This is a genomic window from Pontibaca salina (genome assembly GCF_016307205.1).
GTDB classification, from domain to species: domain Bacteria; phylum Pseudomonadota; class Alphaproteobacteria; order Rhodobacterales; family Rhodobacteraceae; genus Pontibaca; species Pontibaca salina.
Genome location: NZ_JAEIJD010000007.1, coordinates 1 through 22,029 on the forward strand (window position 1 = coordinate 1; position 22,029 = coordinate 22,029).

Here is a 22,029-nt window from a genome sequence, read left to right on the forward strand (position 1 = left end):
GCGGTTGTAGCTCAGTTGGTTAGAGTACCGGCCTGTCACGCCGGGGGTCGCGGGTTCGAGTCCCGTCAACCGCGCCAGTCCATACATTGACGCAATCAGATCCCCAGATCTCGACTGTTTAACCCTCCAGTTCAAATTCTGAATCGCACCGGTTCCTATTTGCATGATCTCCTGATTTCTCGGGGTCGTGGAATTAATCATTTCTGCACCGGCGCTGGATCTGGGCTGACGGACGTGTTTAATCCAATATGAGAGAGTAAAAAGGGAGCTGAGAAGTGGACTTAGGCATCGCGGGCAAACAGGCGCTGGTTTGCGCCAGCAGTCGCGGGTTGGGCTTCGGATGCGCCGAGATGCTGGCGGCGGCCGGGGTGAACCTGTTGTTGAACGCGCGCGGGGAAGACGCGCTTGAAGCGGCGGCACAGACGATTCGCGACCGCCACGGAGTCAATGTCGATACCGTCGCCGCCGATATCGCAAGCTCAGACGGGCAGGCGCGGGTGATTGCTGCAGCGCGAGGCGTGGATATTCTGGTCACCAATGCCGGCGGCCCACCGCCGGGGCTGTGGTCGGACTGGGATCGTGACGCTTTCATCGCGGCGCTGGATGCCAATATGCTGGCCCCAATTGCCCTGATGCGCGCGCTGATGCCCGGCATGATTGACCGCGGCTGGGGCCGGGTCGTCAACATCACAAGCCAATCGGTACGTGCCCCAATCGCGGCGCTGGGGCTTAGCAATACGGCACGGACGGGGCTGACCGGCTATGTCGCGGGCACGGCGCGGCAGGTGGCGGACAAGGGGGTGATAATCAACAATCTGCTGCCCGGGATTCACGACACCGATCGCGCCGCCGCGCTGGATCAAAACGCCAGCAAAGCCGAAGGGCGCGACATATCCAAGGTGCGCGCGGCGCGCGAGGCGTCGATTCCGGTTGGGCGCTACGGCACGGCGCGAGAATTCGGTGCCACTTGCGCCTTTCTGTGCTCGGAACATGCCGGCTATATCGTGGGGCAAAACATCCTCGTGGATGGCGGCGCAACCAATCTCACGATGTAAGCGATCCTTCGAGTGGGCTTTGGGACAGAGAAACAGCGCACAATGCTGCGGCTGATGGGCGATGCGAGCCACAGTCGGGACTGTCCGCCGCATCCGGCTTGCGAGAAGGCACAGTGGTTGCTATCTGCGCAGGCATGCCCGATGACTTTGATCAAGAATTGAAGGACAAAGCAGCTTTGCCGGACCGCACACCCAGATTAGAAATTAAAAACCTCGTGCGCCGCTATGAAGGGCTCGCGGTGGTTGATGATGTGTCGCTGCGCATCATGCCGGGGCAGGTGACCTGCCTGCTCGGACCATCGGGATGCGGCAAATCGACGACGCTGCGGATGATCGCCGGCGTCGAGATGCAGGACAGCGGTGAGATCTGGGTCGATGGCAAGCTGGTTTGCGACACTCATTTCCGTGTCCCCCCGGAACGCCGCGAAATTGGACTGATGTTTCAGGATTTCGCACTGTTTCCACATCTTACCGTTGCCGGCAACGTCGCCTTTGGTCTGCGCAATGGCACGCGCGAGGAAAAGCGCGCCCGGGTTGAGGAATTGCTTGATCGAGTCGACCTGCTGCGTTTTATCGACGGATATCCCCACCAGCTCTCGGGCGGCGAGCAACAGCGTGTCGCCTTGGCGCGAGCGCTGGCACCAAGACCGCGTATCATGCTGATGGATGAACCATTTTCAGGTTTGGACAACCGCTTGCGCGATGGCATCCGTGATCAGACACTCTCGCTATTGAAAGAAGAGGACAGCGCGGTTTTGCTGGTCACGCACGAGCCGGACGAAGCCATGCGCATGGCCGACGAGATTGCATTGATGCGTGGTGGCAAGATCGTGCAGCAGGGCGCGCCGTACAATGTCTATACCCGGCCAGTTGATCAGGCTGCAGTGGCATTTTTCAGCGATGCCAACGTGTTACACGCTCAGGTTAACGGCGCCTTGGCGCAGACACCTTTCGGTCAATTTCTGGCTCCGGGCATTCCTGATGGCACCTATGTGGATATTGTGTTCCGCCCCCAACATGTACGGCTGGATTTCGATCGGGCCGGAAAGGGGCCGCTGCCGACGCCCAGTGATGGGGTACCTGCACGCGGCGTGGTCGAACGGGCGCGCTTTATGGGGCACGAAAGTCTGGTTGAGTTTCGGATGGATCACGATGGCTCGACGCTCAAGACAACAGTGCCCAATGTGTTCCTGCCCAAGCCCGGGAAGGCAATGTGGCTGACCGTACGCCGCGATCGTTGTTTCGTGTTTCCGTCGCACTAGGGGCGGTCGCGCAATCGCTTGCCGGGCTGGTCGACAAAAAGTTCCGGCAGGGGGGTCACGCCTTCGATCAGATCGACTCGGATATCGCGGAACGCGGCGCAATCTTCACACCAGACGGCAAGGCTCCAGACACGACCGATATGATCCAGCTTCAGCGGTCGTACCGTGCAGGTCTCGCCTTGGAGAGTCAGGCGCAGCTTTTGGCGACCTACGATGGCGCTGCGCAACGCCGGCATATGTGAAAAGCCCCGCGCGGTACTTTGCAATTGTGCGAACTCGGATTTCCAGGCCGCAGCCGGGGGCAAGGGTTCCGCTGGCAGTACCGTATCTAGCCGTGCAGCCAGTGATAGTGCCGCGGCTTTCAGAGCCGGATCTGGGGTTTCGGCAACGATGGCTATCCCCAGCTGCAGCGCCTCATATTCATCCGGAGGCAATGTCAGCGGCGGTACCGCGATCTCGTCATGCAGACGATAGCCGACACCGCGCTGACCCACCACCGGCACACCCGCTGCGACCAGCCGGTCCATATAACGGTAGAGCGTGCGCTGTGACACCCGCAACTGCGCGGCCAGATCCTCAGCGCGGTGCAACTTGCCGTCGCGCAAACGCTGTAACAAATCAAAAAGACGGTCGGTGCGGGACATACGGCAATCTTACATGAAATTCCAATTTGGTCCAAACTTACTGCCAAATACCTGTCAGTTGAAGAGCGATGCACTCGCTTTCGAACGTTTCCCCTGACCAAGTACGCCGCTGGCGGGCAGTTCGGCCTTTTCCCGGCATTAGACGACGCTTAAATAGGGGCAGAGTTACATGCATGTTGGCAAACGTGCGGAATTGTCTGAGGAGAAGGACATGTTGAACAATATCGGTCTGCCGGGCCTTTTGCTGATCGCCGTCGTTGTGCTGGTGCTGTTCGGGCGCGGCAAAATCAGTTCGCTGATGGGCGAAGTCGGCAAAGGCATCACTTCGTTCAAAAAGGGCATCAGCGAGGGCCAAAGTGAGCTTGACGATGACCGCGTTGAGGAGGCGAAGGACGTCACGCCAGCCGAGCACACAGACGTGGAAAAAGATAAGGTCTGATAAAAATGTTCGATCTGGGTTGGAGCGAAATGCTGCTGATCGGGATCGTGGCGCTGATCGTGGTCGGCCCCAAGGATCTGCCGGTGCTGTTTCGTAATGTCGGACGCTTTGTCGGCAAGGCCAAGGGTATGGCGCGCGAGTTCACCAGCGCGATGAATGAGGCTGCCGATGAAAGCGGGTTGCGGGAGGTCAGCAAGGGGCTGAAATCTGCGACCAACCCGCTCGGCTCGGCGCTGGATGGAGTCAAAGACGCGGCGCGCGACATGACCAAGGGGCTGGACCCGTCGGAACCCGGCACGGCTGGCAAATCCGGAAAACAGGCGGCTGAATCTGCGACGAAAGCCACCAAAACCCAGTCAGTCACCGCCCCGGCAAACGCTGTAAGTAAAACGCCAAACACCGAAGGGGCAAGCGACGCGAAAGACGGTGCCAAGACAGCCGCCGCTACCGCTGCGGCGAGCCAATCGGAAGACATCACATGAGCCCGACCGACGAGATCGAAGATTCCAGTGCGCCGCTGATCGAACATCTGGCCGAACTGCGCACACGACTGATTCATTCGGTCGTGGCGTTTATCGTCGGCATGGTGATCTGCTTCACCGTCGCGACACCGATTTTCAACTTTTTGACCAATCCCCTGTGTCAGGTCCTGTCCGAGCGTGGCCAGGATTGCGACCTGATCTTTATTTCCCCCCAAGAGGGGTTCTTCGTTGCCATTAAGGTCTCGTTGCTTGGCGGCCTGATGCTGGCATTTCCCTATATCGCTTTGCAGATGTGGCGCTTCGTGGCACCGGGACTTTACAAGTCCGAAAAAGGCGCGTTTTTGCCCTTCATGCTGGCGTCGCCTTTCATGTTTCTGCTGGGGGCAAGTTTCGCGTTTTATGTGGTCACGCCTCTGGCCTATGATTTTTTCCTTGGCTTCCAGCAATTTGGCAGCGAAGGCGAGGCGGTGGCCGACGGGGCAGCACCGCTAAGCGTGGTCTTTCAGGGCTCGGCGCAGGAATACCTGAACCTGACGATCAAGTTTATCGTCGCGTTCGGCCTGTGCTTCCAGTTGCCGGTGCTGCTGACCCTGATGGGCAAGGCCGGACTGGTCAGCGCCGAGGGCTTGGGCAGCGTGCGCAAATACGCGGTTGTGGCGATCTTGTTGCTGGCCGCTCTGGTCACGCCGCCGGATGTGATCACGCAGGTGATCCTGTTTGTTGTCGTCTATGGGCTATACGAGATTTCGATCTTGCTGGTCGCGCGGGTTGAACGTAAGCGCGAGGCAAAATTGCGCGCCGAAGGGTACTATGACGATGAAGAGGATTTCGACGATCCCCTGATGGCCGAACTTGACCTTGATGAGGAGAAGGACGGCAAATGAGCGAGGCGATCCTGACCCGTATCGCAGCGGCACTGGAGCGGATTGCTCCGGCGCCACTGCCTGCACCTGATTTCGACAAGGCAACGGCCTTTGTCTGGCACGCCGATCCCGACCGTCTTGAACCCGTCGCGGCGGTCAACCGCATCGCGTTGGATCTGCTGGTCGGCATCGACCGATCGCGCGATACGTTGCTTGCGAACACCCGCCGCTTCGCCGCCGGGCAAGGCGCCAATAACGCCCTGTTGTGGGGCGCGCGCGGCATGGGAAAATCAAGTCTTGTCAAGGCGATCCATGCCGATGTTCAGGCAGAATACCCCGATTTGAAACTGGTCGAACTGCAACGCGAAGATCTGCCCAGTGTCGGGCGATTGCTGAACCTGTTGCGCGCCTCGGACCGACGTTTTTTGCTATTCTGCGATGATCTGTCGTTCAGCCATGACGACGAGCATTACAAGTCTCTCAAGGCGGTGCTGGATGGCGGGATCGAGGGGCGGCCCGAAAATGTGCTGCTCTACGCAACTTCGAACCGTCGCCATCTGATGCCGCGCGACATGATCGAGAACGAACGCAGCACCGCGATCAACCCCTCCGAGGCGGTTGAGGAAAAGGTTTCGTTGTCCGATCGCTTCGGGCTCTGGTTGGGTTTCCACGCCTGCAGTCAGGACGAATATTTAGCAATGATCGACCGCTATTGCGCGGCCTATGGCGTTTGTGTCGAGCCGGATATTCTGCGCGCTGAAGCGATTGAATGGCAGGCCACGCGCGGCGCCCGGTCGGGCCGGGTGGCCTGGCAGTTCTTCACCGATCTGGCCGGACGGCACGGAGTCGCCGTCACCGCCTAACGGCTATTCCAGATAGGGCATTGGATCAACGCTTTCGAAGCCATTGCGCACTTCGAAATGCACATAGGAATTGTCACCTGCGCGCAATTGGGCGATCTGCTGGCCGCGCTTGACGCTGTCGCCCTTTTGCACCTTGATCTTATCCACATTGGCATAGACGGTCAGCAGGTTGTCGGGATGGCGCACCACCAGGATCGGTACCTTGTCGGCGCTTGAGGTGATTGCCGCCACCGTGCCGTTGGCCGCTGCGCTAACCGGGGCACCCGAGGCTGCGGCGATATCAATACCATCATTGCGCCCTTTGGCATAGGCGCGCACGATCTTGCCCTGAACGGGGAAGCCCATGCGGGTGTTCTTGACCGCTGTCGGCGCGCTCAGCGCGACCTTGGGTGGTTCGGGTGCCTTAGCTGCGGTCTTTTCCTCGGGAACGGGCTTGGCGGCGCTCGGCGGTGTTGGCGTCGGCGATCCAGCACCGGGTTCGCTCACCCCGGCTTCGCGTCTTGGCGCCGAAACACCGGCGCTGGGAATCAGCAGATATTGCCCTTCGCGCACCGAAAAATCCGAGCTCAATCCGTTCCACTCGGCCAGTGCTTTGATCGGCACATTATAGAGCCGTGAAATTGTATAGGCGGTTTCCCCGCGTACGACCTTATGGCGAACTGGCTCTGAAACGCCAGACTGGGCCGCCGGCGCTGGTGCGGGCTCCAGCGGCGAGGTAATCACCGAGGAGGTTGGCGCCGCGTTGTCAATGGCGCTGCCGGCCAACGCGGCAATGTCGGTGCCTTGGCCGGTACCCGCCGCAACGCGCCGGGGCAGGGCGATGATCTCGCCCGCCCGCAGCTTCACGTCGCTGTCGATGCCGTTATAGCGCGCCAGTTCACCTGCGGGCAGTCCGACACGGGTGGCAATGGTGTTCACCGTATCGTTACGTCGCGCCACAGCCACCTGATAATTCGGATAAGAGATCACCCCGCGCTCATCCGCCGGTGGGCGGTTCGTTGTCACCGACTGCACCGCGTTCGCCGTGGAAAAGGCTCCCGCATGTCCGCGCAAATCGAAATCCATGGGCTTGTCGCAGGCCGAAACCAGTACCAGCGCCGCGGCAGCCAGTCCCAGAGCGGCCGGTCTTGCAATCGGAAGTTCCATGCTCGCCATCCTCAGTTTCACCGCTCCCGTTTGTCGGGGCGTTTGTTTTTCATCGTCTCATCCGTCCTTGGCAAGCCCTGCCAGGAGGGGGACAAACCGCACCGGCCGCAACTCGCCGTAATCGAACCCTGTTTCGGTCCGTTGCACCCGGATCAGTGTTTGCACCGTATCGGACTGGCCCACCGGTACAACCATGATACCGCCGATCTTGAGTTGCGCCAAGAGCGGGCCGGGCGGGTCTTCGGCGGCGGCGGTCACAAGGATGCGGTCAAACAGCGCCTGTTCCGGCAACCCATAGGATCCGTCGCCAACGATCGCCGTAATATTGGTCAGGCCGAGTTGTTCAAATACCGCGCAGGCCTCGCGCACCAGCCGGGCGTGCCGATCCAGAGTATAGACCCGCCGCGCCAGCCGCGCCAGAATCGCCGCCTGATAGCCGCTGCCAGTGCCCACCTCCAAAACCTTGTCGCGGGGATTGACCTGCAATGCCTGGGTCATCAAGCCGACGATCGAGGGCTGGCTGATGGTCTGCCCACAGGCGATGGGCAAGGGCATATCTTCATAAGCGCGCTCGGCGAACAAGCCCCGCACAAAGCGGCCACGATCGATCCCTTCCATCGCATTCAACACACGCGCATCGGTGACGCCGCGCGAACGCAGCGCGAACAGGAATTGCATTTTGGTTTCAGGGGCCGGGCCGACGCTCATTCGATCTCCTTCAGCAGGTCCAATGCGTCATGTGCTGTCAGATCGGCCCGCATCGGCGTAACCGAGACATAGCCCTCCAGATTGACCGCTGCATCGCTGCCGGGGGCTGAAGGCTGTTGCTGATTGCCGCCTTTGATCCACAAGAACCGTCGCCCCGAGGGCGAGGAATGTGGCTCAACCCCGTAATGGGTGCCGCGCCGCGCACCCTGTCGGGCAACCCGGATACCCTTGACCTCAGCCGCTGGAACCGGAGGGAAATTGACATTGTAAAACAGCCCATAGGCGCCCTCCAGAACCGGATCAGCCGACAGGATCCGACGCAGCACATCGGCGCCATGTTGCGCGGCAGCCTCGAAAGGATTGTCCATGCCAAAATTGCGCGGCCCGTAATATTGCGACAGGGCGATGGCCGGCACCCCTTGAAGCGCGGCTTCCATCGCCGCGCCCAATGTGCCGGAATACAGCGCATTTTCGGCAGAATTATTGCCCCGGTTGACCCCGGATAGCACCACGTCGGGACGTGCGTCCTTCATGACATCATGAAGCCCCGCCATCACACAATCCGCCGGGCTGCCTTCAGCGGCATAGCGTCGCTCGCCCATCTTGGCGATCATCATCGGGCGCGTGTAACTAATGGAATGGGCGACGCCCGACTGTTCAAACGCGGGGGCAACGGTCCAGACCTCGCCCGCCGCGCCGGCCAATTCCGCTGCGATCGCGGCCATTATCTCCAGCCCGGGTGCATTGATGCCATCGTCATTGGTGATCAGAATACGCATGAACCTGCCCTTTTAGCCTTTGATAGACGCGCGCCGCACAGGGAACAAGACGGCAGGTTTCTTCTTGCGCCAAATATCCCCGCCGGAGGCATGGCCCGGCACGGGCCATTCAAAGCTGGAGTTGCGCCAAGATGCGCGCGGCCTCGTCGGTGGGGGAGGTTAACACGCTGCGATCCTCGCCCGGAAAGAACTTTGCCCGCAGTGTCGTCGGCATCGGGGCCGGGGTGACGATGCTGACCCGCGGGCCGGTTTTAATCGTCTCTGCGGCCCAGCTGCGCGCCAATGCCATTTGCGCCGCCTTGGTTGCGCCATAGCCACCAAAAAACTTTTGCCCGGCCCGGTCGTCGTCAAAAAACACCGCGTGGCCCACCGCGCCCAGAAGGGGCGCGACATAGGCGATCAGGGTTGCGGTCGCGCCGGCGTTAACGGCGGCGGATTTATCCCAATCGCCCGCGTCGATGAATGGTGCCGGGCTCAGCGGCGCGGCATGAATCGCCGTATGACACCAGAGATCGACTTTGCCCCAACGGTCATGGATCCCGCGACAGAGCGTCGCCATCGCCTTGGCGTCCGCGATGTTCATAGGCGCAAGCGTGGCTTTGCCACCGCGTGCGTTGATGCGGTCGTCCAATTCCTCCAGCGCGCCGGTGGTGCGGGCCACCGCTACCACGTGATATTCGGGTGCAAGCGCTTCGGCCAGAGCGGCGCCCAGCCCGCGCGAGGCACCTGTGATGAGAGCGATTTTTGTCATATGCGCGGTGTGACCCGCTACGCCTCAGTCGTCAAGGGGCGGATTATTTCGATGGCAATGCAAGGCGCACCGCTTGATTCTGGCGTTGCAATATAACCCCATCGGAATCGATCCCCATGACATGGCTCCCGCCGACCCGGTCCCCCGGTTCGACCTTCAGGATTCTGCCGTTTCGCCCGCGCAGCAAGGCGCGCGGGGCAGAGGCCGGACCAAACAACCCGATCAGGGTTAATTGCTGCATCGGCAACGCCGATTTTTGTGTGGCGGCGCCGGCCACATGCGCAGGTGTTGCACCTGCCCGAACCTTGGATGTCATCTATGCCTCTGTGTTGCTGTCTATCGGTGCGCCGACAGGTCACCCGAATTTTGTCTCAAAACGTCTTAGAGGGCAGGATGCTGCGATGAAACCGGTTCCAGACGGCACAGGCGATCCTGCGCCGAACCTTGCAAGGAGCGGTGCGGAAAGCCGCCGGCTGGCGCTATTCGGCGGCGGTCGTTTTCATTTCGAAACCCTGATCCAGCATATCCTTAGGCGCAACCGGGTATTCACCCGAAAAACAAGCGTCACAATATTGCGGGCAGGTTGCGTTGCGGCCCTGCGTTTCGCCGACCGCGCGATAAAGGCCATCCAGCGAGATGAATTTGAGGCTGTCTACCGAAAGATGATCGCGCATCTCTTCTTCGCTCATGGTGGCGGCCAGCAGTTTTTCACGCTGCGGCGTATCGACCCCGTAAAAGCACGGCCAAGCGGTCGGCGGCGACGCAATGCGGAAATGCACCTCTTTGGCCCCGGCGTCGAGGATCATTTCTTTGATCTTGCGGCTGGTCGTGCCGCGCACCACCGAATCGTCCACGAGGATCACCCGTTTATCCTTAATCAAGGCACGGTTGACGTTCAGCTTCAGCCGTACGCCCATATTGCGGATCTGTTCGGTCGGCTCGATGAAAGTGCGCCCGACATATTGGTTGCGGATGATTCCCATCGCATAGGGAATGCCACTTTCCAGACTAAAGCCGATAGCAGCAGGTGTGCCGCTGTCCGGAACTGGGCAAACAAGATCAGCATCGACCGGGCTTTCGCGGGCCAATTCGCGGCCGATCGCCTCGCGCGTTTCATAGACACTGCGCCCGCCAAGGATCGAATCGGGACGGCTGAAATAGACATGTTCGAAAATGCAGAACCGTGGTTTTGCACGGCGGAAGGGAAAGCGGCTTTCGACGCCTTTGGCGGTGGCGATCACCAGTTCGCCGGGTTCGACCTCGCGCACGAATTCGGCACCGATAATGTCCAGCGCACAGGTTTCCGAACTCAACACCCAAGCGTCTCCGACGCGGCCCAGAACCAGCGGGCGCACCCCCAACGGATCGCGCACACCAATCAGCTTGGTCCGGGTCATGGCAACGATCGAGAACGCGCCTTCGACCCGGCGCAGGGCATCTTCCATGCGGCTGGGAATATCGCGCTGCAACGAGCGCGCCATCAGGTGGATGATACATTCGCTGTCGGAAGAGGATTGAAAGATCGATCCGCGCTCGATCAGCTCGCGGCGCAGGGCGTTGGCGTTGGTAATGTTGCCGTTATGCGCCAGCGCCGCGCCGCCCATGGCGAATTCGCCAAAAAACGGCTGCACGTCGCGGATCGCGGTCGGCCCCCTCGATCCCGAAGTGGCATAGCGCACATGACCAATGGCGACGGGGCCGGGCAGGGTGTCGATCACTTTGGCGCTGGTGAAATTGTCGCGCACATAGCCAAAGCGGCGCGCGTTGTTGAACCCGTGGTCTGGGTGATACGAAACGATGCCGCCGGCCTCTTGCCCGCGATGTTGCAGCGCGTGCAGGCCGAGCGCCACAAAGGTTGAGGCATCGGGGACCCCGATCACGCCAAATACGCCGCACTCCTCGTGCAGGGCATCGTCGTCAAAGGGGGTGGCAAGGGGTAGTTGAGGAGAGGGCAAGGGATAGCTCCGAATCCGGGAGAGGAACAACGCCTGACATAGTGGGTCACGAGGCCGCTGTCACCCAGCGATCACGATTCCCTGATAAGGCCTGCAATCAGGTCATCGGCTCATTCGCTGCAGGTGCCCACAAGCTGTTCGTATTGATGGGTGACCCAGCCCAGTGCCTGTTCAGGATTGCGCTCTTCGATCTCGTCAGTCATGCGCGAAAACACCTGCGCCGAGCGGCTTTTATCGACAATGGTGAAACTCTGTCCGGTTATGACCGTATCATAGATGAAAAACGCGATTGCGATCAACAAGACTCCGCGCGCCACCCCGAAAAGCAGGCCCAAACCCCGGTCTACACCGCTCAGCGCCGACCGCTGGATCATCGAGGAGAACAGGGGCGTGAAAAACGAGACCACGATCAGGGCGACGGCAAAAACTGCAGCAAAGGCCGCGATGATCGACAATTCGCAACTGTCGGCAATAAATTCACCCACAACTGGAATAACCTTGATCAGCGGTTGCACTTGGGGCGCGAATACGAACGCCAGGACTGCCGCAACAACCCAGCCGACAATGGCCATCGCTTCACGGACCATACCGCGCGCATAGGCCAGCAGCGCCGAGATCACGATGATCAGGGCTACAGCCCCGTCAATGATGGTAAAACCTTCCATAACCCTTGTCGTCTTTCCTTGTTGGAGGCGTGATCTTATCCGGCCCCGAATACTTCGCCAACGAAACCTGTCAAATCCGTGGCCTGGGTCAACTCAAGCCCGGCCTCTGTGCCGGTTTTACCACCCGCAGGGGCAATCGCGGCGGTAAAACCAAGTTTCTTCGCCTCTTTCAATCTGTTTTCAGTTTGCGGAGCAGGGCGCAAGGCACCAGAGAGGCTGATTTCTCCGAAAACCACGGTATCGGCGGGCAGGGCGGCATCTTCGCGCGCGCTCAGCAACGCGGCGGCCACCGCAAGATCCGCCGCAGGTTCAGAGATCTTCATCCCGCCCGCAACGTTCAGGTAAACATCAAGCCCGGTGAACGGAATTCCGCAACGGGCTTCAAGCACCGCCAGAATCATCGCCAGCCGTCCACCATCCCAGCCGACAACCGTGCGGCGCGGCTGAGAATGCGGCGACGGCGCGACCAAAGCCTGAAGCTCGACCAGAACCGGCCGGGTGCCTTCGATTCCGGCAAATACAACCGATCCGGCGCTTGGCTGGCCGCGTTCCGACAGGAATAGCGCCGAGGGGTTGGTGACCTCAGCCAGACCGGCGCCGGTCATCTCGAACACACCAATTTCATCGGCGGGCCCAAAGCGGTTCTTGACCGCACGGAGAATGCGGAACTGATGGCCGCGCTCGCCCTCGAAATAAAGCACGGTGTCGACCATATGTTCGACCACGCGTGGCCCCGCGATTTGTCCATCTTTGGTAACATGGCCGACCAGCACCACAGACAGGCCGCGCCGTTTGGCAAAACTGGTCAGTTCATGGGCCGCCGCGCGCACCTGGCTGACCGATCCCGGCGCACTTTCGACATTGTCGGCCCAGATCGTCTGAATCGAGTCAATGATCACCAGATTGGGGTGCTCGGCGTCGAGAGTCGTCAAGATATCACGCAGATTCGTGGCCGCGGCCAGTTTCACCGGCGCATCCGACAGGCCGAGGCGCTGCGCACGCATCCGCACCTGTGCGCTGGCTTCTTCACCGCTAATGTAGATCGTCTTCAGTCCAGCGCGGGCAAATTTCGCGGCACCTTGCAGCAGCAATGTCGATTTGCCGATTCCCGGATCGCCACCGACCAGCACCGCCGATGATGCCACCAGACCGCCGCCCAGCACGCGATCCAGTTCGTCGAGTCCCGAACAGGTGCGCGGCGGCGGGGTTTCCTTGCTGGAAAGATCGCTAAGTTCGATCTGTGCGCCCCGCGCAGCTCCAAGACTTTTCGAGCCGGGTCCAGACGAAAGCGGAACCTCCTGCGCAATGGTGTTCCATGCGCCACAACCTTCGCAGCGTCCGGACCATTTTGAAAAAGACGCACCGCAAGATGTGCAAGTAAATGATTTCGCTTTAGCCATGCACCTTAATCGCCCGAAGCGCTCCGGGCCTCAAGCCCTTGCTCATATATTACATAATATGGATTATCGGATGTTTATATTGTGCGGTTCAGGCGACAAGCTTAGCCCCCTTTGCAAACCTGGTGCCGAAGCGCTGTGAACACCTTATGACCGTATCTTTGCCTTTTGACTGGAACCATAACACAGGTGCCGTTATCAGCACGCGCATGTTGAATGTCATCACTCACGGTACTGGCAGCGACGCACCGCCACTGCTGATTGCCCACGGCCTGTTCGGATCCGCTCGTAATTGGGGTGTGATTGCTAAACGCCTGTCAGATAGTCGTCAGGTGCTTGCAGTCGACATGCGCAATCACGGCGAAAGTCCGAGGTCCGAAACACATGATTACAACTCTATGGCCGGTGATCTGGCTGAGGTGATCGCGCAATCTGGCGGCCCCGTTGATGTTCTTGGTCATTCTATGGGCGGCAAAGCTGCCATGGTGCTGGCGCTTGAACATGCAGACCTCGTGAATCGTCTGATTATCGCCGACATAGCCCCCGTCAGCTATGATCATACACAGTTGCCGTTCATCGATGCCATGCGCAATGTTGATATGTCCAATGTCGAACGACGCTCGGACGCGGAGGCGCAACTGGCTGCGGCCAAGGTGGATCGCGAATTGCAGAGTTTCTTCACGCAATCGCTTGATATTCGCGAAAAGCGCTGGCGGCTGGACCTTGATGCGCTGGCCGCAGAGATGCCGAAAATCATGTCATTTCCGGCGACCGAGGCCAGTTGGGATGGCCCTGCCCTGTTCTTGTCCGGCGAGAATTCAGATTATGTGCGCGCCGAGCACCGCCCGCTTATTCGCGCCCGGTTTCCAAATGCGCGGTTTGCCCGCCTGCGGAACGCAGGTCATTGGCTCCATGCGGATCAGCCCCGCGCCTTCGAAGCCACGCTGCGCGACTTCCTCAGCCTCTGAGTGGGCCGGCATATAGCCGCCGCCCGATCAGTCATGCCACCGGCACCGCGATGAAGGCCCGATGGCCGCCGAAACAATAATTGGATTAAGCGTTCCGTAGCCAGAAACCAAAACAGCGATCACGCCGATTCCGGCCAGAGTGCTGCCGACCAGAGAATAAAGAATCATCGCAACGCGCAGCATGATCTTTCTTGCTGCATCTAGGTCGTGATGGTAGCAGCACATCTTCCTATATTTGAATGGGATTGACCCAGCTCAATGGCGAGTAGGCGGATCCAAGCCCACCATTAAGCCTGAAATGGGCCAACACCCGCCCATTTTCGGCCATGTGACGGCACTATGCATGGTCAGCGAAGACCATAGCTTACGGTCGTCAGCGCGCTCGGTTTAACCCTTCGTAAAGAGGTTGTGGGTACCAGTAACGCTGGCGGCAGCACTTTTGGTTGCTGACGGATATGCAGGCCAACGGTCAGATCGGCCAAGGCATCGGCAGAAGGAGGAATACAACATGATAGGCTATCTTGTGATTGCGATTTTCTCCGGTTTGGCGGCTTGCTTACTATCGGTGGCCTTGGGTGCAGGGGTTTGGCTGGCAGTTGCCAGCTATGTCCTGGGCCTTTGGGCCGGGTTTGCGATTGCTCTGGGGGCGACCCTGCATCGCCGGAAGGTTGCGGCAGCGTCCTTGCCGTCCGGCGAAGTTCCTGTCCGAACCTGAGATTCATTGCACTGTTTGGAACTGTTCAGCAACGGATGCGTTGGCTAGCGGAAGATCAAGAAAGGACAGTGCTATGACACGGATAACTATGCTTTTCATCTCGCTCTTCACGCTCGCCGCTTGTGAAACCACCGAAGGGCTTGGGCGAGATGTCGAAAACTTAGGCTCAAATATTGAGCAAGAGGCTGACGAGGCCTCCTGAGCATTAAGCGGATAAAACGCCTAGGCGGTACCGCTTGGTGCCGCCTTATTCTGTGCGGGCAACGTCGACTTGCTTATATCGGTGAACCGTGGCTATTGGGTGAAAACTCAGCCACGGAGTCGTTCAAGATGCGTATTTTGTTCACCTGCATTGCCCTGCTGACCCTGACCGCCTGCGAAACCACCAAGGGCGCCGGGCGGGACATCCAAAAAGCCGGTGATGCGATCACCGGTGCAGCACAGAACGTGCAGAACTCTCTTTAAAATTTGTGGTGCATGCGGTGCGCCCCTACAAGCGACCGCCCAAGATACTCTAAACTTGGGCGGGACCGATGGTCAGCTCAGGGTACGCGCCTCAGTCATCCATCTTCAGCGCGGAAATGAACGCCTCTTGCGGGATTTCCACCCGGCCGAACTGGCGCATCTTCTTCTTCCCCTTCTTCTGCTTTTCCAGAAGCTTTTTCTTGCGGCTGACGTCTCCACCGTAACATTTCGCGGTCACATCCTTGCGCATTGCCGACAAGGTCTCGCGCGCGACCACTTTTCCGCCGATTGCCGCTTGAATCGGAATCTTGAACATGTGACGGGGAATCAGATCCTTCAGCTTTTCCACCATGACGCGCCCGCGCGCCTCGGCCCGGTCCCGATGGACCATCATCGAAAGCGCGTCGACCGGCTCATCATTCACAAGCACTGACATCTTGACCAGATGGTCCTGACGGTATTCGGTCAATTGGTAGTCAAAACTGGCATAGCCCTTGGTCACCGATTTCAGGCGGTCGTAAAAATCGAAGACAACCTCGTTTAGTGGCAAATCATAGACCACCATGGCGCGGCCCCCGACATAAGTCAGATCCATTTGGATGCCGCGCCGATCTTGGCACAACTTCAGAACATCGCCCAGATAGTCGTCTGGAACCAAGATGGTCGCCTTGATGCGCGGCTCTTCGACATGGCTCACATGGGTCAGGTCGGGCATATCGGCGGGATTGTGCAATTCGGTCATCTGCCCGTCGCGCATGTGGATGTGATAAACCACGCTGGGTGCAGTGGTGATCAGATCGATGCCATATTCCCGCTCAATCCGGTCGCGGATCACCTCAAGATGCAACAACCCCAGAAACCCGCAGCGAAAGCCAAAGCCAAGTGCGGCGCTGGTTTCCATTTCATAGCTGAACGAAGCATCATTCAGTGCCAGTCTCTCAATGGCTTGGCGCAGATCCTCGAACTCGGAAGCATCCGCGGGGAACAGCCCACAAAACACCACCGGCTGGCTGGGTTTAAATCCGGGAAGTGGTTGTTCACACCCTTTTTTCTCGTGGGTGATCGTGTCCCCGACACGGGTGTCGCGCACCTGTTTAATACTGGCAGTCAGGAAGCCGATCTCGCCTGGCCCCAATTCATCGATCTCGGCCATGGCAGGGCGGAAGACGCCGATACGATCGACCTGATGCACCGAGCCGTTCTGCATCATCCGGATACGATCATTCTTTTTCAGGACGCCATCCATGATGCGCACCAGAACGATCACCCCCAGATAGGCGTCATACCATGAATCGACCAGCATCGCCTTGAGCGGCGCTTCGCGCGTGCCTGTCGGGGCCGGCAAATACTTGACGATCGCCTCGAGCGTCTCGTGAATCCCAACACCGGTTTTTGCGCTGACCCGGATCGCGCCGCTGGCGTCGATGCCGATCACGTCCTCGATCTGCTCGGCCACGCGGTCGCAATCCGCAGCCGGCAGGTCGATCTTGTTCAGCACCGGCACGATTTCATGATCCGCGTCGATCGCTTGATATACATTCGCCAAGGTCTGGGCCTCGACACCTTGCGAACTGTCGACGACCAGCAATGAGCCTTCAACCGCCCGCATCGAACGGGACACCTCATAGGCAAAATCGACGTGGCCGGGGGTGTCGATCAGGTTGAGCACATAGGCTTGACCATCATCGGCGGTATAATCGATGCGCACGGTATTGGCCTTGATGGTAATACCCCGCTCGCGCTCGATATCCATCGCGTCAAGCATCTGCTCTTTCATTTCGCGATCCTGAACCGTTCCAGTGGACTGGATCAGCCGATCGGCCAGCGTGGACTTCCCGTGGTCGATATGCGCGACGATCGAGAAATTTCGGATATGTGCAAGCTCTGTCATGCATTGGGATATGTATGGAACCGCAGCAACGGTCAAGTCGGCATGCGCGCAGAAACCCGATATGACACAGCCCAAGTGCAACTTCGTACTTGGCTGCCGGTGGTTTACTTCGCACGCGGATTCCAAACATGAAAACAGATCACCTGCTGGCACCAAAATCTTGCATGGGCGCGCCACTTGCGCAACAATGAGCCCAAAAAAACCGGTGACCAAAATATCTACCGAATGAGGCACACAGTGAAAAATATAGTATCGAGCGTTTTGATTCTCGGCAGCATCGCATTTGCGGCCCCGGCATCGGCGGGCGCGATCGACCGCGCTTGCCGCCAATCTGATCGGGGCGCCTCGGCCCCGCAACTTTGCGGTTGCTTGCAAGCCGTGGCGAATACGACGCTGAAGCGGTCGGAGCACCGCCGAGTGGCGAAGTTTTTCAAGGATCCGCACATGGCGCAGGAGGTGCGCCAGTCAAATCGTCGCCCTGACGCGGATTTTTGGCTGCGCTACCGGTCTTTCGGCGAGCAAGTGCGACAGGTTTGCGGCTGATCCGCGCGCCCCTCTGGCTTGACCATGCGCATCAATAGTTTCACAAAAGTTGAAACTATAGGAACGCGGAAATGTTGATGAAGGGCATTACCCTGCGCGGCCTTGAAGTGTTCGAGGCCTTGGCAGAAAGCGGTTCAGTGGCTCGGACCGCTGAAACCATCGGCCTTAGTCAGCCCGCCGTATCGCAGCAATTGAGCAATCTTGAACGCGCCGTCGGCACGGAACTCGTTGTCCGTGGCACGCGCCCCATGCGATTGACCCCAGCCGGACGCGGATTTTTACTGCGCACAACTGCGGCGCTCAGCGAATTGCGTCTCGCCCAAGGCGAACTGACGGTGATGGATTTGTCGGATCTCAGCACGCTCAGCATCGGATTGATCGACGATTTCGATCATGATCTCACGCCACGCCTTGTCACTATTTTAGCTGACAACCTGTCGCGTTGTCGGTTCAAATTGATCACCGCGCCCAGTCTCGAAATCAGCGCCGCGATGCAGGAGCGCAAATTCCATATCGCTGTCGCCGCCAGCACCGGGCAATTGCTTAACGATGTCGTCGAATATCCGCTGCTCACCGATCCCTTCATTCTTGTTGCCCCGCGCGATGTCATGAACACGCGAGAGCCGGTGATCGCCGATCTGACGCTGTTGCCGCTGTTGCGTTACACTGGGGAGCAGTTGATCGGACGCCAGATTGAAACCCACTTGACGCGCGAAGGTCTGCATTTTGAAAACCGGTTCGAGGTCGGCAGCCATCTTGCGCTGATGGCAATGGTCGCGCGGCGTATCGGCTGGGCGATCACGACGCCACTTGGCTATATGCGCGCCGCCCGGTTCCACGACAAGATCGAGGCCTTTCCCCTACCTTTTGCAGCGCTGTCCCGAACCATCTCGCTGTTTGCCGGGACGGATTGGAACGAACATGTGCCACGCGACATCGCCCAAACCATGCGTCATCTACTGCAAAGCCAAATCATCGATCCGGCCCTAAGCCGCCTGCCCTGGCTCGCTGGGAATTTGCGCGTGATCAAGGCTTGACCGGCCGTTGCGGATTTCGTTTTGCCAAAGAATGTTTCCGATAAATGACCGTTCTGGCCTATCCGCACCGTTTCCCCGAACTGTTCACTCACATCGCGAGGTGAGGCAAAAATGACAAAGATTGTGATCCTGACCGGCGCCGGCATTTCGGCGGAAAGCGGGCTGGGGACATTCCGCGATACAGACGGGCTGTGGTCACAGTACCGAATCGAAGACGTCGCCACCCCCGAGGCGTTTGCCCGCAATCCGGCTCTTGTACAGGCGTTCTATAATCTGCGCCGTGATACTGCCGCCCGCGCCCAACCCAATGCCGCGCATCAGGCATTGGCCCGGCTGCAACGCGACTGGCGCGGAGACGTTGTGATCGTAACTCAGAATGTCGACTCCCTGCACGAGGTGGGCGGCGCAACCGATGTGCTGCACATGCATGGCACGCTGGCAGGCGCGCTTTGCGGTGCTTGCAATCACCGCTGGACCGCACCGCCATCGATGGCCCCCGATGAACCCTGCCCGGCCTGCGCGGCCCCTGCGGCGCGCCCCGATGTGGTCTGGTTCGGCGAAATGCCCTATCACATGGACGAGATCCTGACCCATCTGGCCAGCGCCGATCTTTTCGCTTCCATCGGCACATCCGGAGAAGTCTATCCAGCGGCGGCTTTCGTGCAAGACGCACACGCAAGCGGGGCGCGAACGATCGAACTCAATCTTGAGCCGTCCGCTGTGACATCCGCCTTTGACGACATCAGGATCGGCCCGGCGTCGGAAGCCGTGCCGCTCTGGGTCGACGAGCTTTTGCAAAAGCAAAACTGACAGGCCGGACGCCTCTGCGCCCGGCCACCGGAATCAGTGCTCCATCTTCATGTCGTGGTCCATCCGATGGGGCTCACGCTCCAAATCGACGGGCACGTCAATTGCGATCTCGCCGCTGTTCTCAAAAACCAGCGTTAAGGGAACCAGTTTGCCCTGTTCCAGCGGCTGCGTCAGGCCCATGAACATGACATGGTCGCCGCCACGTCTCAAAGCATGGCTCTGTCCGGCCGGAAGCGGGAATCCCTCTGCAACCTCCAGCATCTTCATCACGCCATTGGCATCTTCTTGATGAGTGTGCAGTTCGACCCGCTCGGCAGTCTCTGACTGGACCCCGATCAGCCGGTCATCCTCTTCACCCTCGTTCTTCAGCACCATGAAGGCGGCAGCGCTGTGCGATGTGGGGGTGGAACTGCGGATATAAGCATCCTCCACCACGATGGATTGTTCGGCAAATGCGGCACCAGTTAAAGTGACTGCGGCAACGGCCGTGGCGGCAATAGTAGACTTGAAAGACATCGCTTGTTTCCTTGGAATGGTCTGTATTTGTTGTGTAATGCAAATTCAGACCAGTTCGGGCGGATCACGGGCGCGCCAGTTACTGGTGGAGCGGTTGTCGGCTGCCACCCCGTCTTGGCGGCCCGACATACGGGTCTCCCGCCCGACCCATTGGGTGATTGTCTCCGGTGCCGCCAGCGCCACAATCAGCGACAAGGCGCCTTCCGGACAGAAATGTGGCGCTCCGCTAGGCTCGCCGTTCTCATCAAAATAGACCATCACCGGCCCGGTGCCAGTGCACAACTCCATCTGCCCCACCGGAGCGGGGGAAACGCGTGCGACGGCCAGGCTCTGGCTGGTCAGAACCAGCAAGAGGCCAAGCACAGCGGCAAAATATGGGCGAAACCGGCCAATCCTCATGGCTCCGGCATACCCACCAGAAATGGATCCAACAAGCGCAAACAGCCCCGCGTTACCGCGAGGCTGTAAATTCCGTCAAAATGAATCGCGATCAGGCTGCAGCGGCTGCCTTGGCGATCTCTTTCTTCACCTTCAGCGCATTGGCCGAAAGCTCTTCGTCCCGGGCCTTGGCAAGAAACAGATCCAACCCGCCGCGGTGATCGACGCTGCGCAGCGCCGCAGCCGAGATCCGCAGTTTGATGCCACGACCCAGCGTTTCCGACTGCAACGTGACCTCGTTGAGGTTCGGCAGAAAACGGCGTCTGGTCTTGTTGTTGGCATGGCTGACATTATTGCCGGTCATCGGCCCTTTTCCGGTCAGTTCGCAACGGCGCGACATGTGATCATCCTTTGTCTGGCGGCACTGGCCGGATGCCTTGTGCCAAAATAACGTGGGCCGGGGCACCCGCCAGCGCCCCGAAACTTATTTCATGCCTTTAGGCGGAATCGCCCATCGGGTCAAGCGGCTTCGCCCACATAAGCTCTGGTTCGCAGCTGCTTCTTTCTGGTTGCCAAATACCCTGGGGGGATCGCCGTCAGGCGATGGGGGCCGCGCCCCCCGCCCCCGTTTCGCGCAGTCCGTCCAGCATCTTTTGCGCCCCGGCGCTTGGCGCAAGCTCGCCCCGGGCCACCGCCTCGGCCAGATCCTGCATATGTCGCCGCGCCGCGGGCGCCTCAAGCTGCGCCAGCAAGGCATTGCGCACATCTTCCGCGAACCAGTACCGCGCCTGTTCGGCGCGGCGCGTCTCCCAGAACTTGTTGTCCTTGCGCCAGTCCGCCAGCGCCATCATTTCCTCCCAAGCTGCTTGCAATCCGCTTTTTTCGATCGCCGAGACCATCAGTGCTTTTGGAAAACCTTCGGGGTCTTGCGGACGCTTGCGCAGCAGGCGCAACGCACCAGCATAATCGCTGCGGGTACGCGCCGCTGCGGCTTTCAGATCACCATCGGCCTTATTGACCAGAATCAGATCGGCCATCTCCATGATCCCGCGTTTGACGCCCTGCAACTCGTCGCCGCCCGCAGGTGCCAAAAGCAACAGAAACAAATCGGAAATTTCCGCCACCACGGTTTCGGACTGGCCCACCCCGACGGTTTCGATCAGCACCGCGTCAAATCCCGCCGCCTCACACAGCGCCACGGCCTCGCGGGTGCGGCGCGCGATACCGCCCAGATGAGTCTGGCTTGGCGATGGGCGGATGAATGCCTGCGGATCGCGCGACAGCCGTTCCATCCGCGTCTTATCCCCCAGAATCGATCCGCCGGTGCGGGCCGAACTGGGATCGACCGCCAGAACCGCGACCCGCTTGCCCTGTCCGGTCAGGTAGAGTCCAAAGGCTTCGATGAAGGTCGATTTGCCGACTCCGGGCGTGCCTGACAATCCGATTCGCATCGCTTGGCGTCCGGATACGTTCAATTGATCCAACAGCGCAGCCGCCTGCTCGCGGTGGTCTGCACGCCCGCTTTCCACCAGCGTGATGGCCCGGGCCAACGCGCGCCGCTCGCCGCTCAGCACCCGCTTTGCCAGTTCCGAAATCTCCATGCTCTGTCCCGCCGTTTCTGCCCATCAATCGCGCGCAGATTTGCGCGGGTCGCGGGTCAATGTCCAGACCAACCCGGCTGGACGCGGCAGCTCTCT

28 protein-coding genes and 1 tRNA gene are annotated in these 22,029 nt (G+C 59.6%); 14 read left to right on the plus strand and 15 right to left on the minus strand.

The annotated features are described in order from the left end of the window. The 3 genes from JAO82_RS09600 to JAO82_RS09610 all read left to right on the plus strand — a co-directional run bounded on the left by JAO82_RS09600 (nt 1) and on the right by JAO82_RS09610 (nt 2,317). Nucleotides 1-77 (plus strand) — tRNA-Asp (locus tag JAO82_RS09600). A 198-nt stretch (nt 78-275) separates the two neighbouring features. Further along, complete coding sequence (locus JAO82_RS09605) at nt 276-1,055, plus strand: SDR family oxidoreductase (protein ID WP_198686167.1); 780 nt, start codon at nt 276-278, stop codon at nt 1,053-1,055. 134 nt (nt 1,056-1,189) lie between these two features. Beyond that, a complete protein-coding gene (locus tag JAO82_RS09610) occupies nt 1,190-2,317 on the plus strand; it encodes an ABC transporter ATP-binding protein (RefSeq protein ID WP_198686168.1) in 1,128 nt (375 codons plus the stop codon). Here the strand turns inward: JAO82_RS09610 and JAO82_RS09615 are convergent. After that, a complete protein-coding gene (locus JAO82_RS09615) occupies nt 2,314-2,961 on the minus strand; it encodes a helix-turn-helix transcriptional regulator (protein ID WP_198686169.1) in 648 nt (215 codons plus the stop codon). The genes JAO82_RS09610 and JAO82_RS09615 overlap by 4 nt on opposite strands. A 211-nt stretch (nt 2,962-3,172) precedes the next feature. Here JAO82_RS09615 and JAO82_RS09620 point away from each other — a divergent pair, with 211 nt between their 5' ends. The 4 genes from JAO82_RS09620 to JAO82_RS09635 are packed head-to-tail and all read left to right on the plus strand — an operon-like array spanning nt 3,173 to nt 5,608. Beyond that, entirely contained in the window at nt 3,173-3,400 is a 228-nt protein-coding gene (locus JAO82_RS09620; protein WP_198686170.1) for a twin-arginine translocase TatA/TatE family subunit, read from the plus strand. A 5-nt stretch (nt 3,401-3,405) separates the two neighbouring features. Beyond that, nucleotides 3,406-3,882 carry a Sec-independent protein translocase protein TatB gene (gene tatB / locus JAO82_RS09625; RefSeq protein ID WP_198686171.1) on the plus strand — a complete coding sequence of 159 codons (477 nt, stop codon included), beginning with the start codon at nt 3,406-3,408 and terminating at the stop codon, nt 3,880-3,882. Next, the gene (gene tatC, locus JAO82_RS09630; protein ID WP_198686172.1) at nt 3,879-4,766 is read left to right on the plus strand and encodes a twin-arginine translocase subunit TatC; all 888 of its coding nucleotides are present in this window, start codon (nt 3,879-3,881) and stop codon (nt 4,764-4,766) included. The genes tatB and tatC overlap by 4 nt, the downstream gene beginning before the upstream one ends. After that, on the plus strand, nt 4,763-5,608 hold the full coding sequence (locus JAO82_RS09635) for an ATP-binding protein (RefSeq protein WP_198686173.1): 846 nt from the start codon (nt 4,763-4,765) through the stop codon (nt 5,606-5,608). The genes tatC and JAO82_RS09635 overlap by 4 nt, the downstream gene beginning before the upstream one ends. Nucleotides 5,609-5,611: 3 nt before the next feature. Here JAO82_RS09635 and JAO82_RS09640 read toward each other — a convergent pair whose 3' ends face one another. The 8 genes from JAO82_RS09640 to radA form a co-directional block, all read right to left on the minus strand. After that, nucleotides 5,612-6,754 carry a LysM peptidoglycan-binding domain-containing protein gene (locus tag JAO82_RS09640; protein ID WP_232897331.1) on the minus strand — a complete coding sequence of 381 codons (1,143 nt, stop codon included), beginning with the start codon at nt 6,752-6,754 and terminating at the stop codon, nt 5,612-5,614. 57 nt (nt 6,755-6,811) lie between these two features. Further along, nucleotides 6,812-7,462 (minus strand): protein-L-isoaspartate(D-aspartate) O-methyltransferase, encoded by a 651-nt coding sequence (locus JAO82_RS09645; protein WP_198686174.1) that lies wholly within the window; start codon nt 7,460-7,462, stop codon nt 6,812-6,814. Continuing rightward, a complete protein-coding gene (gene surE / locus JAO82_RS09650) occupies nt 7,459-8,241 on the minus strand; it encodes a 5'/3'-nucleotidase SurE (RefSeq protein WP_198686175.1) in 783 nt (260 codons plus the stop codon). The genes JAO82_RS09645 and surE overlap by 4 nt, the downstream gene beginning before the upstream one ends. 109 nt (nt 8,242-8,350) lie before the next feature. After that, entirely contained in the window at nt 8,351-8,992 is a 642-nt protein-coding gene (locus JAO82_RS09655; protein WP_198686176.1) for an SDR family NAD(P)-dependent oxidoreductase, read from the minus strand. 43 nt (nt 8,993-9,035) lie between these two features. Beyond that, complete coding sequence (locus tag JAO82_RS09660; RefSeq protein ID WP_198686177.1) at nt 9,036-9,308, minus strand: hypothetical protein; 273 nt, start codon at nt 9,306-9,308, stop codon at nt 9,036-9,038. Nucleotides 9,309-9,471: 163 nt separating this feature from the next. Further along, complete coding sequence (gene purF / locus JAO82_RS09665; RefSeq protein ID WP_198686178.1) at nt 9,472-10,947, minus strand: amidophosphoribosyltransferase; 1,476 nt, start codon at nt 10,945-10,947, stop codon at nt 9,472-9,474. Nucleotides 10,948-11,057: 110 nt separating this feature from the next. Next, a complete protein-coding gene (locus JAO82_RS09670) occupies nt 11,058-11,612 on the minus strand; it encodes a CvpA family protein (protein ID WP_198686179.1) in 555 nt (184 codons plus the stop codon). Nucleotides 11,613-11,647: 35 nt separating this feature from the next. Next, entirely contained in the window at nt 11,648-13,012 is a 1,365-nt protein-coding gene (radA, locus tag JAO82_RS09675; RefSeq protein WP_198686180.1) for a DNA repair protein RadA, read from the minus strand. A gap of 206 nt (nt 13,013-13,218) precedes the next feature. On the opposite strand from radA, the gene JAO82_RS09680 reads away from it, so the two are divergent. Next, nucleotides 13,219-13,977, plus strand: coding sequence for an alpha/beta fold hydrolase (locus tag JAO82_RS09680; RefSeq protein WP_198686289.1), 759 nt, complete (start codon nt 13,219-13,221; stop codon nt 13,975-13,977). A 27-nt stretch (nt 13,978-14,004) separates the two neighbouring features. Here JAO82_RS09680 and JAO82_RS09685 read toward each other — a convergent pair whose 3' ends face one another. Then, entirely contained in the window at nt 14,005-14,160 is a 156-nt protein-coding gene (locus JAO82_RS09685; protein WP_332872513.1) for a CTP synthetase, read from the minus strand. A 325-nt stretch (nt 14,161-14,485) separates the two neighbouring features. On the opposite strand from JAO82_RS09685, the gene JAO82_RS09690 reads away from it, so the two are divergent. The 3 genes from JAO82_RS09690 (at nt 14,486) to JAO82_RS09700 (ending at nt 15,157) form a co-directional block, all read left to right on the plus strand. Further along, nucleotides 14,486-14,692 (plus strand): hypothetical protein, encoded by a 207-nt coding sequence (locus JAO82_RS09690; RefSeq protein WP_198686181.1) that lies wholly within the window; start codon nt 14,486-14,488, stop codon nt 14,690-14,692. 73 nt (nt 14,693-14,765) lie between these two features. Next, on the plus strand, nt 14,766-14,894 hold the full coding sequence (locus JAO82_RS09695; RefSeq protein WP_198686182.1) for an entericidin A/B family lipoprotein: 129 nt from the start codon (nt 14,766-14,768) through the stop codon (nt 14,892-14,894). A gap of 128 nt (nt 14,895-15,022) precedes the next feature. Beyond that, nucleotides 15,023-15,157: an entericidin A/B family lipoprotein gene (locus tag JAO82_RS09700; RefSeq protein ID WP_198686183.1), complete on the plus strand. Its 135-nt coding sequence runs from the start codon at nt 15,023-15,025 to the stop codon at nt 15,155-15,157. Nucleotides 15,158-15,248: 91 nt separating this feature from the next. Here JAO82_RS09700 and lepA read toward each other — a convergent pair whose 3' ends face one another. Continuing rightward, the gene (gene lepA, locus JAO82_RS09705; RefSeq protein WP_198686184.1) at nt 15,249-17,048 is read right to left on the minus strand and encodes a translation elongation factor 4; all 1,800 of its coding nucleotides are present in this window, start codon (nt 17,046-17,048) and stop codon (nt 15,249-15,251) included. Between the two features lie 177 nt (nt 17,049-17,225). On the opposite strand from lepA, the gene JAO82_RS09710 reads away from it, so the two are divergent. The 3 genes from JAO82_RS09710 (at nt 17,226) to JAO82_RS09720 (ending at nt 19,438) form a co-directional block, all read left to right on the plus strand. Then, nucleotides 17,226-17,591, plus strand: coding sequence for a hypothetical protein (locus JAO82_RS09710; RefSeq protein ID WP_332872514.1), 366 nt, complete (start codon nt 17,226-17,228; stop codon nt 17,589-17,591). Between the two features lie 71 nt (nt 17,592-17,662). Beyond that, nucleotides 17,663-18,628, plus strand: a complete 966-nt coding sequence (locus tag JAO82_RS09715) for a LysR family transcriptional regulator (protein ID WP_198686185.1) — start codon at nt 17,663-17,665, stop codon at nt 18,626-18,628. Between the two features lie 111 nt (nt 18,629-18,739). Beyond that, on the plus strand, nt 18,740-19,438 hold the full coding sequence (locus tag JAO82_RS09720) for an NAD-dependent deacylase (RefSeq protein ID WP_198686186.1): 699 nt from the start codon (nt 18,740-18,742) through the stop codon (nt 19,436-19,438). 33 nt (nt 19,439-19,471) lie between these two features. Here JAO82_RS09720 and JAO82_RS09725 read toward each other — a convergent pair whose 3' ends face one another. The 4 genes from JAO82_RS09725 to meaB all read right to left on the minus strand — a co-directional run bounded on the left by JAO82_RS09725 (nt 19,472) and on the right by meaB (nt 21,933). Continuing rightward, nucleotides 19,472-19,954, minus strand: a complete 483-nt coding sequence (locus JAO82_RS09725) for a copper chaperone PCu(A)C (protein WP_198686187.1) — start codon at nt 19,952-19,954, stop codon at nt 19,472-19,474. A 45-nt stretch (nt 19,955-19,999) separates the two neighbouring features. Next, on the minus strand, nt 20,000-20,353 hold the full coding sequence (locus JAO82_RS09730; protein WP_198686188.1) for a hypothetical protein: 354 nt from the start codon (nt 20,351-20,353) through the stop codon (nt 20,000-20,002). Between the two features lie 91 nt (nt 20,354-20,444). Then, nucleotides 20,445-20,732, minus strand: a complete 288-nt coding sequence (rpmB, locus tag JAO82_RS09735) for a 50S ribosomal protein L28 (protein ID WP_198686189.1) — start codon at nt 20,730-20,732, stop codon at nt 20,445-20,447. 196 nt (nt 20,733-20,928) lie between these two features. Further along, nucleotides 20,929-21,933: a methylmalonyl Co-A mutase-associated GTPase MeaB gene (meaB, locus tag JAO82_RS09740; RefSeq protein WP_198686190.1), complete on the minus strand. Its 1,005-nt coding sequence runs from the start codon at nt 21,931-21,933 to the stop codon at nt 20,929-20,931. Between the last annotated feature and the right edge of the window lie 96 nt (nt 21,934-22,029).

Bases quoted from the DNA above. Each gene is read 5' to 3' on its own strand.
- JAO82_RS09610 (WP_198686168.1), top strand. From the start codon at position 1,190: ATGCCCGATGACTTTGATCAAGAATTGAAGGACAAAGCAGCTTTGCCG.
- JAO82_RS09615 (WP_198686169.1), bottom strand. From the start codon at position 2,961: ATGTCCCGCACCGACCGTCTTTTTGATTTGTTACAGCGTTTGCGCGAC.
- JAO82_RS09620 (WP_198686170.1), top strand. From the start codon at position 3,173: ATGTTGAACAATATCGGTCTGCCGGGCCTTTTGCTGATCGCCGTCGTT.
- tatB (WP_198686171.1), top strand. From the start codon at position 3,406: ATGTTCGATCTGGGTTGGAGCGAAATGCTGCTGATCGGGATCGTGGCG.
- tatC (WP_198686172.1), top strand. From the start codon at position 3,879: ATGAGCCCGACCGACGAGATCGAAGATTCCAGTGCGCCGCTGATCGAA.
- JAO82_RS09635 (WP_198686173.1), top strand. From the start codon at position 4,763: ATGAGCGAGGCGATCCTGACCCGTATCGCAGCGGCACTGGAGCGGATT.
- JAO82_RS09640 (WP_232897331.1), bottom strand. From the start codon at position 6,754: ATGGAACTTCCGATTGCAAGACCGGCCGCTCTGGGACTGGCTGCCGCG.
- JAO82_RS09645 (WP_198686174.1), bottom strand. From the start codon at position 7,462: ATGAGCGTCGGCCCGGCCCCTGAAACCAAAATGCAATTCCTGTTCGCG.
- surE (WP_198686175.1), bottom strand. From the start codon at position 8,241: ATGCGTATTCTGATCACCAATGACGATGGCATCAATGCACCCGGGCTG.
- JAO82_RS09655 (WP_198686176.1), bottom strand. From the start codon at position 8,992: ATGACAAAAATCGCTCTCATCACAGGTGCCTCGCGCGGGCTGGGCGCC.
- JAO82_RS09660 (WP_198686177.1), bottom strand. From the start codon at position 9,308: ATGACATCCAAGGTTCGGGCAGGTGCAACACCTGCGCATGTGGCCGGC.
- JAO82_RS09670 (WP_198686179.1), bottom strand. From the start codon at position 11,612: ATGGAAGGTTTTACCATCATTGACGGGGCTGTAGCCCTGATCATCGTG.
- radA (WP_198686180.1), bottom strand. From the start codon at position 13,012: ATGGCTAAAGCGAAATCATTTACTTGCACATCTTGCGGTGCGTCTTTT.
- JAO82_RS09680 (WP_198686289.1), top strand. From the start codon at position 13,219: ATGTTGAATGTCATCACTCACGGTACTGGCAGCGACGCACCGCCACTG.
- JAO82_RS09685 (WP_332872513.1), bottom strand. From the start codon at position 14,160: ATGCTGCGCGTTGCGATGATTCTTTATTCTCTGGTCGGCAGCACTCTG.
- JAO82_RS09690 (WP_198686181.1), top strand. From the start codon at position 14,486: ATGATAGGCTATCTTGTGATTGCGATTTTCTCCGGTTTGGCGGCTTGC.
- JAO82_RS09695 (WP_198686182.1), top strand. From the start codon at position 14,766: ATGACACGGATAACTATGCTTTTCATCTCGCTCTTCACGCTCGCCGCT.
- JAO82_RS09700 (WP_198686183.1), top strand. From the start codon at position 15,023: ATGCGTATTTTGTTCACCTGCATTGCCCTGCTGACCCTGACCGCCTGC.
- lepA (WP_198686184.1), bottom strand. From the start codon at position 17,048: ATGACAGAGCTTGCACATATCCGAAATTTCTCGATCGTCGCGCATATC.
- JAO82_RS09715 (WP_198686185.1), top strand. From the start codon at position 17,663: ATGTTGATGAAGGGCATTACCCTGCGCGGCCTTGAAGTGTTCGAGGCC.
- JAO82_RS09720 (WP_198686186.1), top strand. From the start codon at position 18,740: ATGACAAAGATTGTGATCCTGACCGGCGCCGGCATTTCGGCGGAAAGC.
- JAO82_RS09725 (WP_198686187.1), bottom strand. From the start codon at position 19,954: ATGTCTTTCAAGTCTACTATTGCCGCCACGGCCGTTGCCGCAGTCACT.
- JAO82_RS09730 (WP_198686188.1), bottom strand. From the start codon at position 20,353: ATGAGGATTGGCCGGTTTCGCCCATATTTTGCCGCTGTGCTTGGCCTC.
- rpmB (WP_198686189.1), bottom strand. From the start codon at position 20,732: ATGTCGCGCCGTTGCGAACTGACCGGAAAAGGGCCGATGACCGGCAAT.
- meaB (WP_198686190.1), bottom strand. From the start codon at position 21,933: ATGGAGATTTCGGAACTGGCAAAGCGGGTGCTGAGCGGCGAGCGGCGC.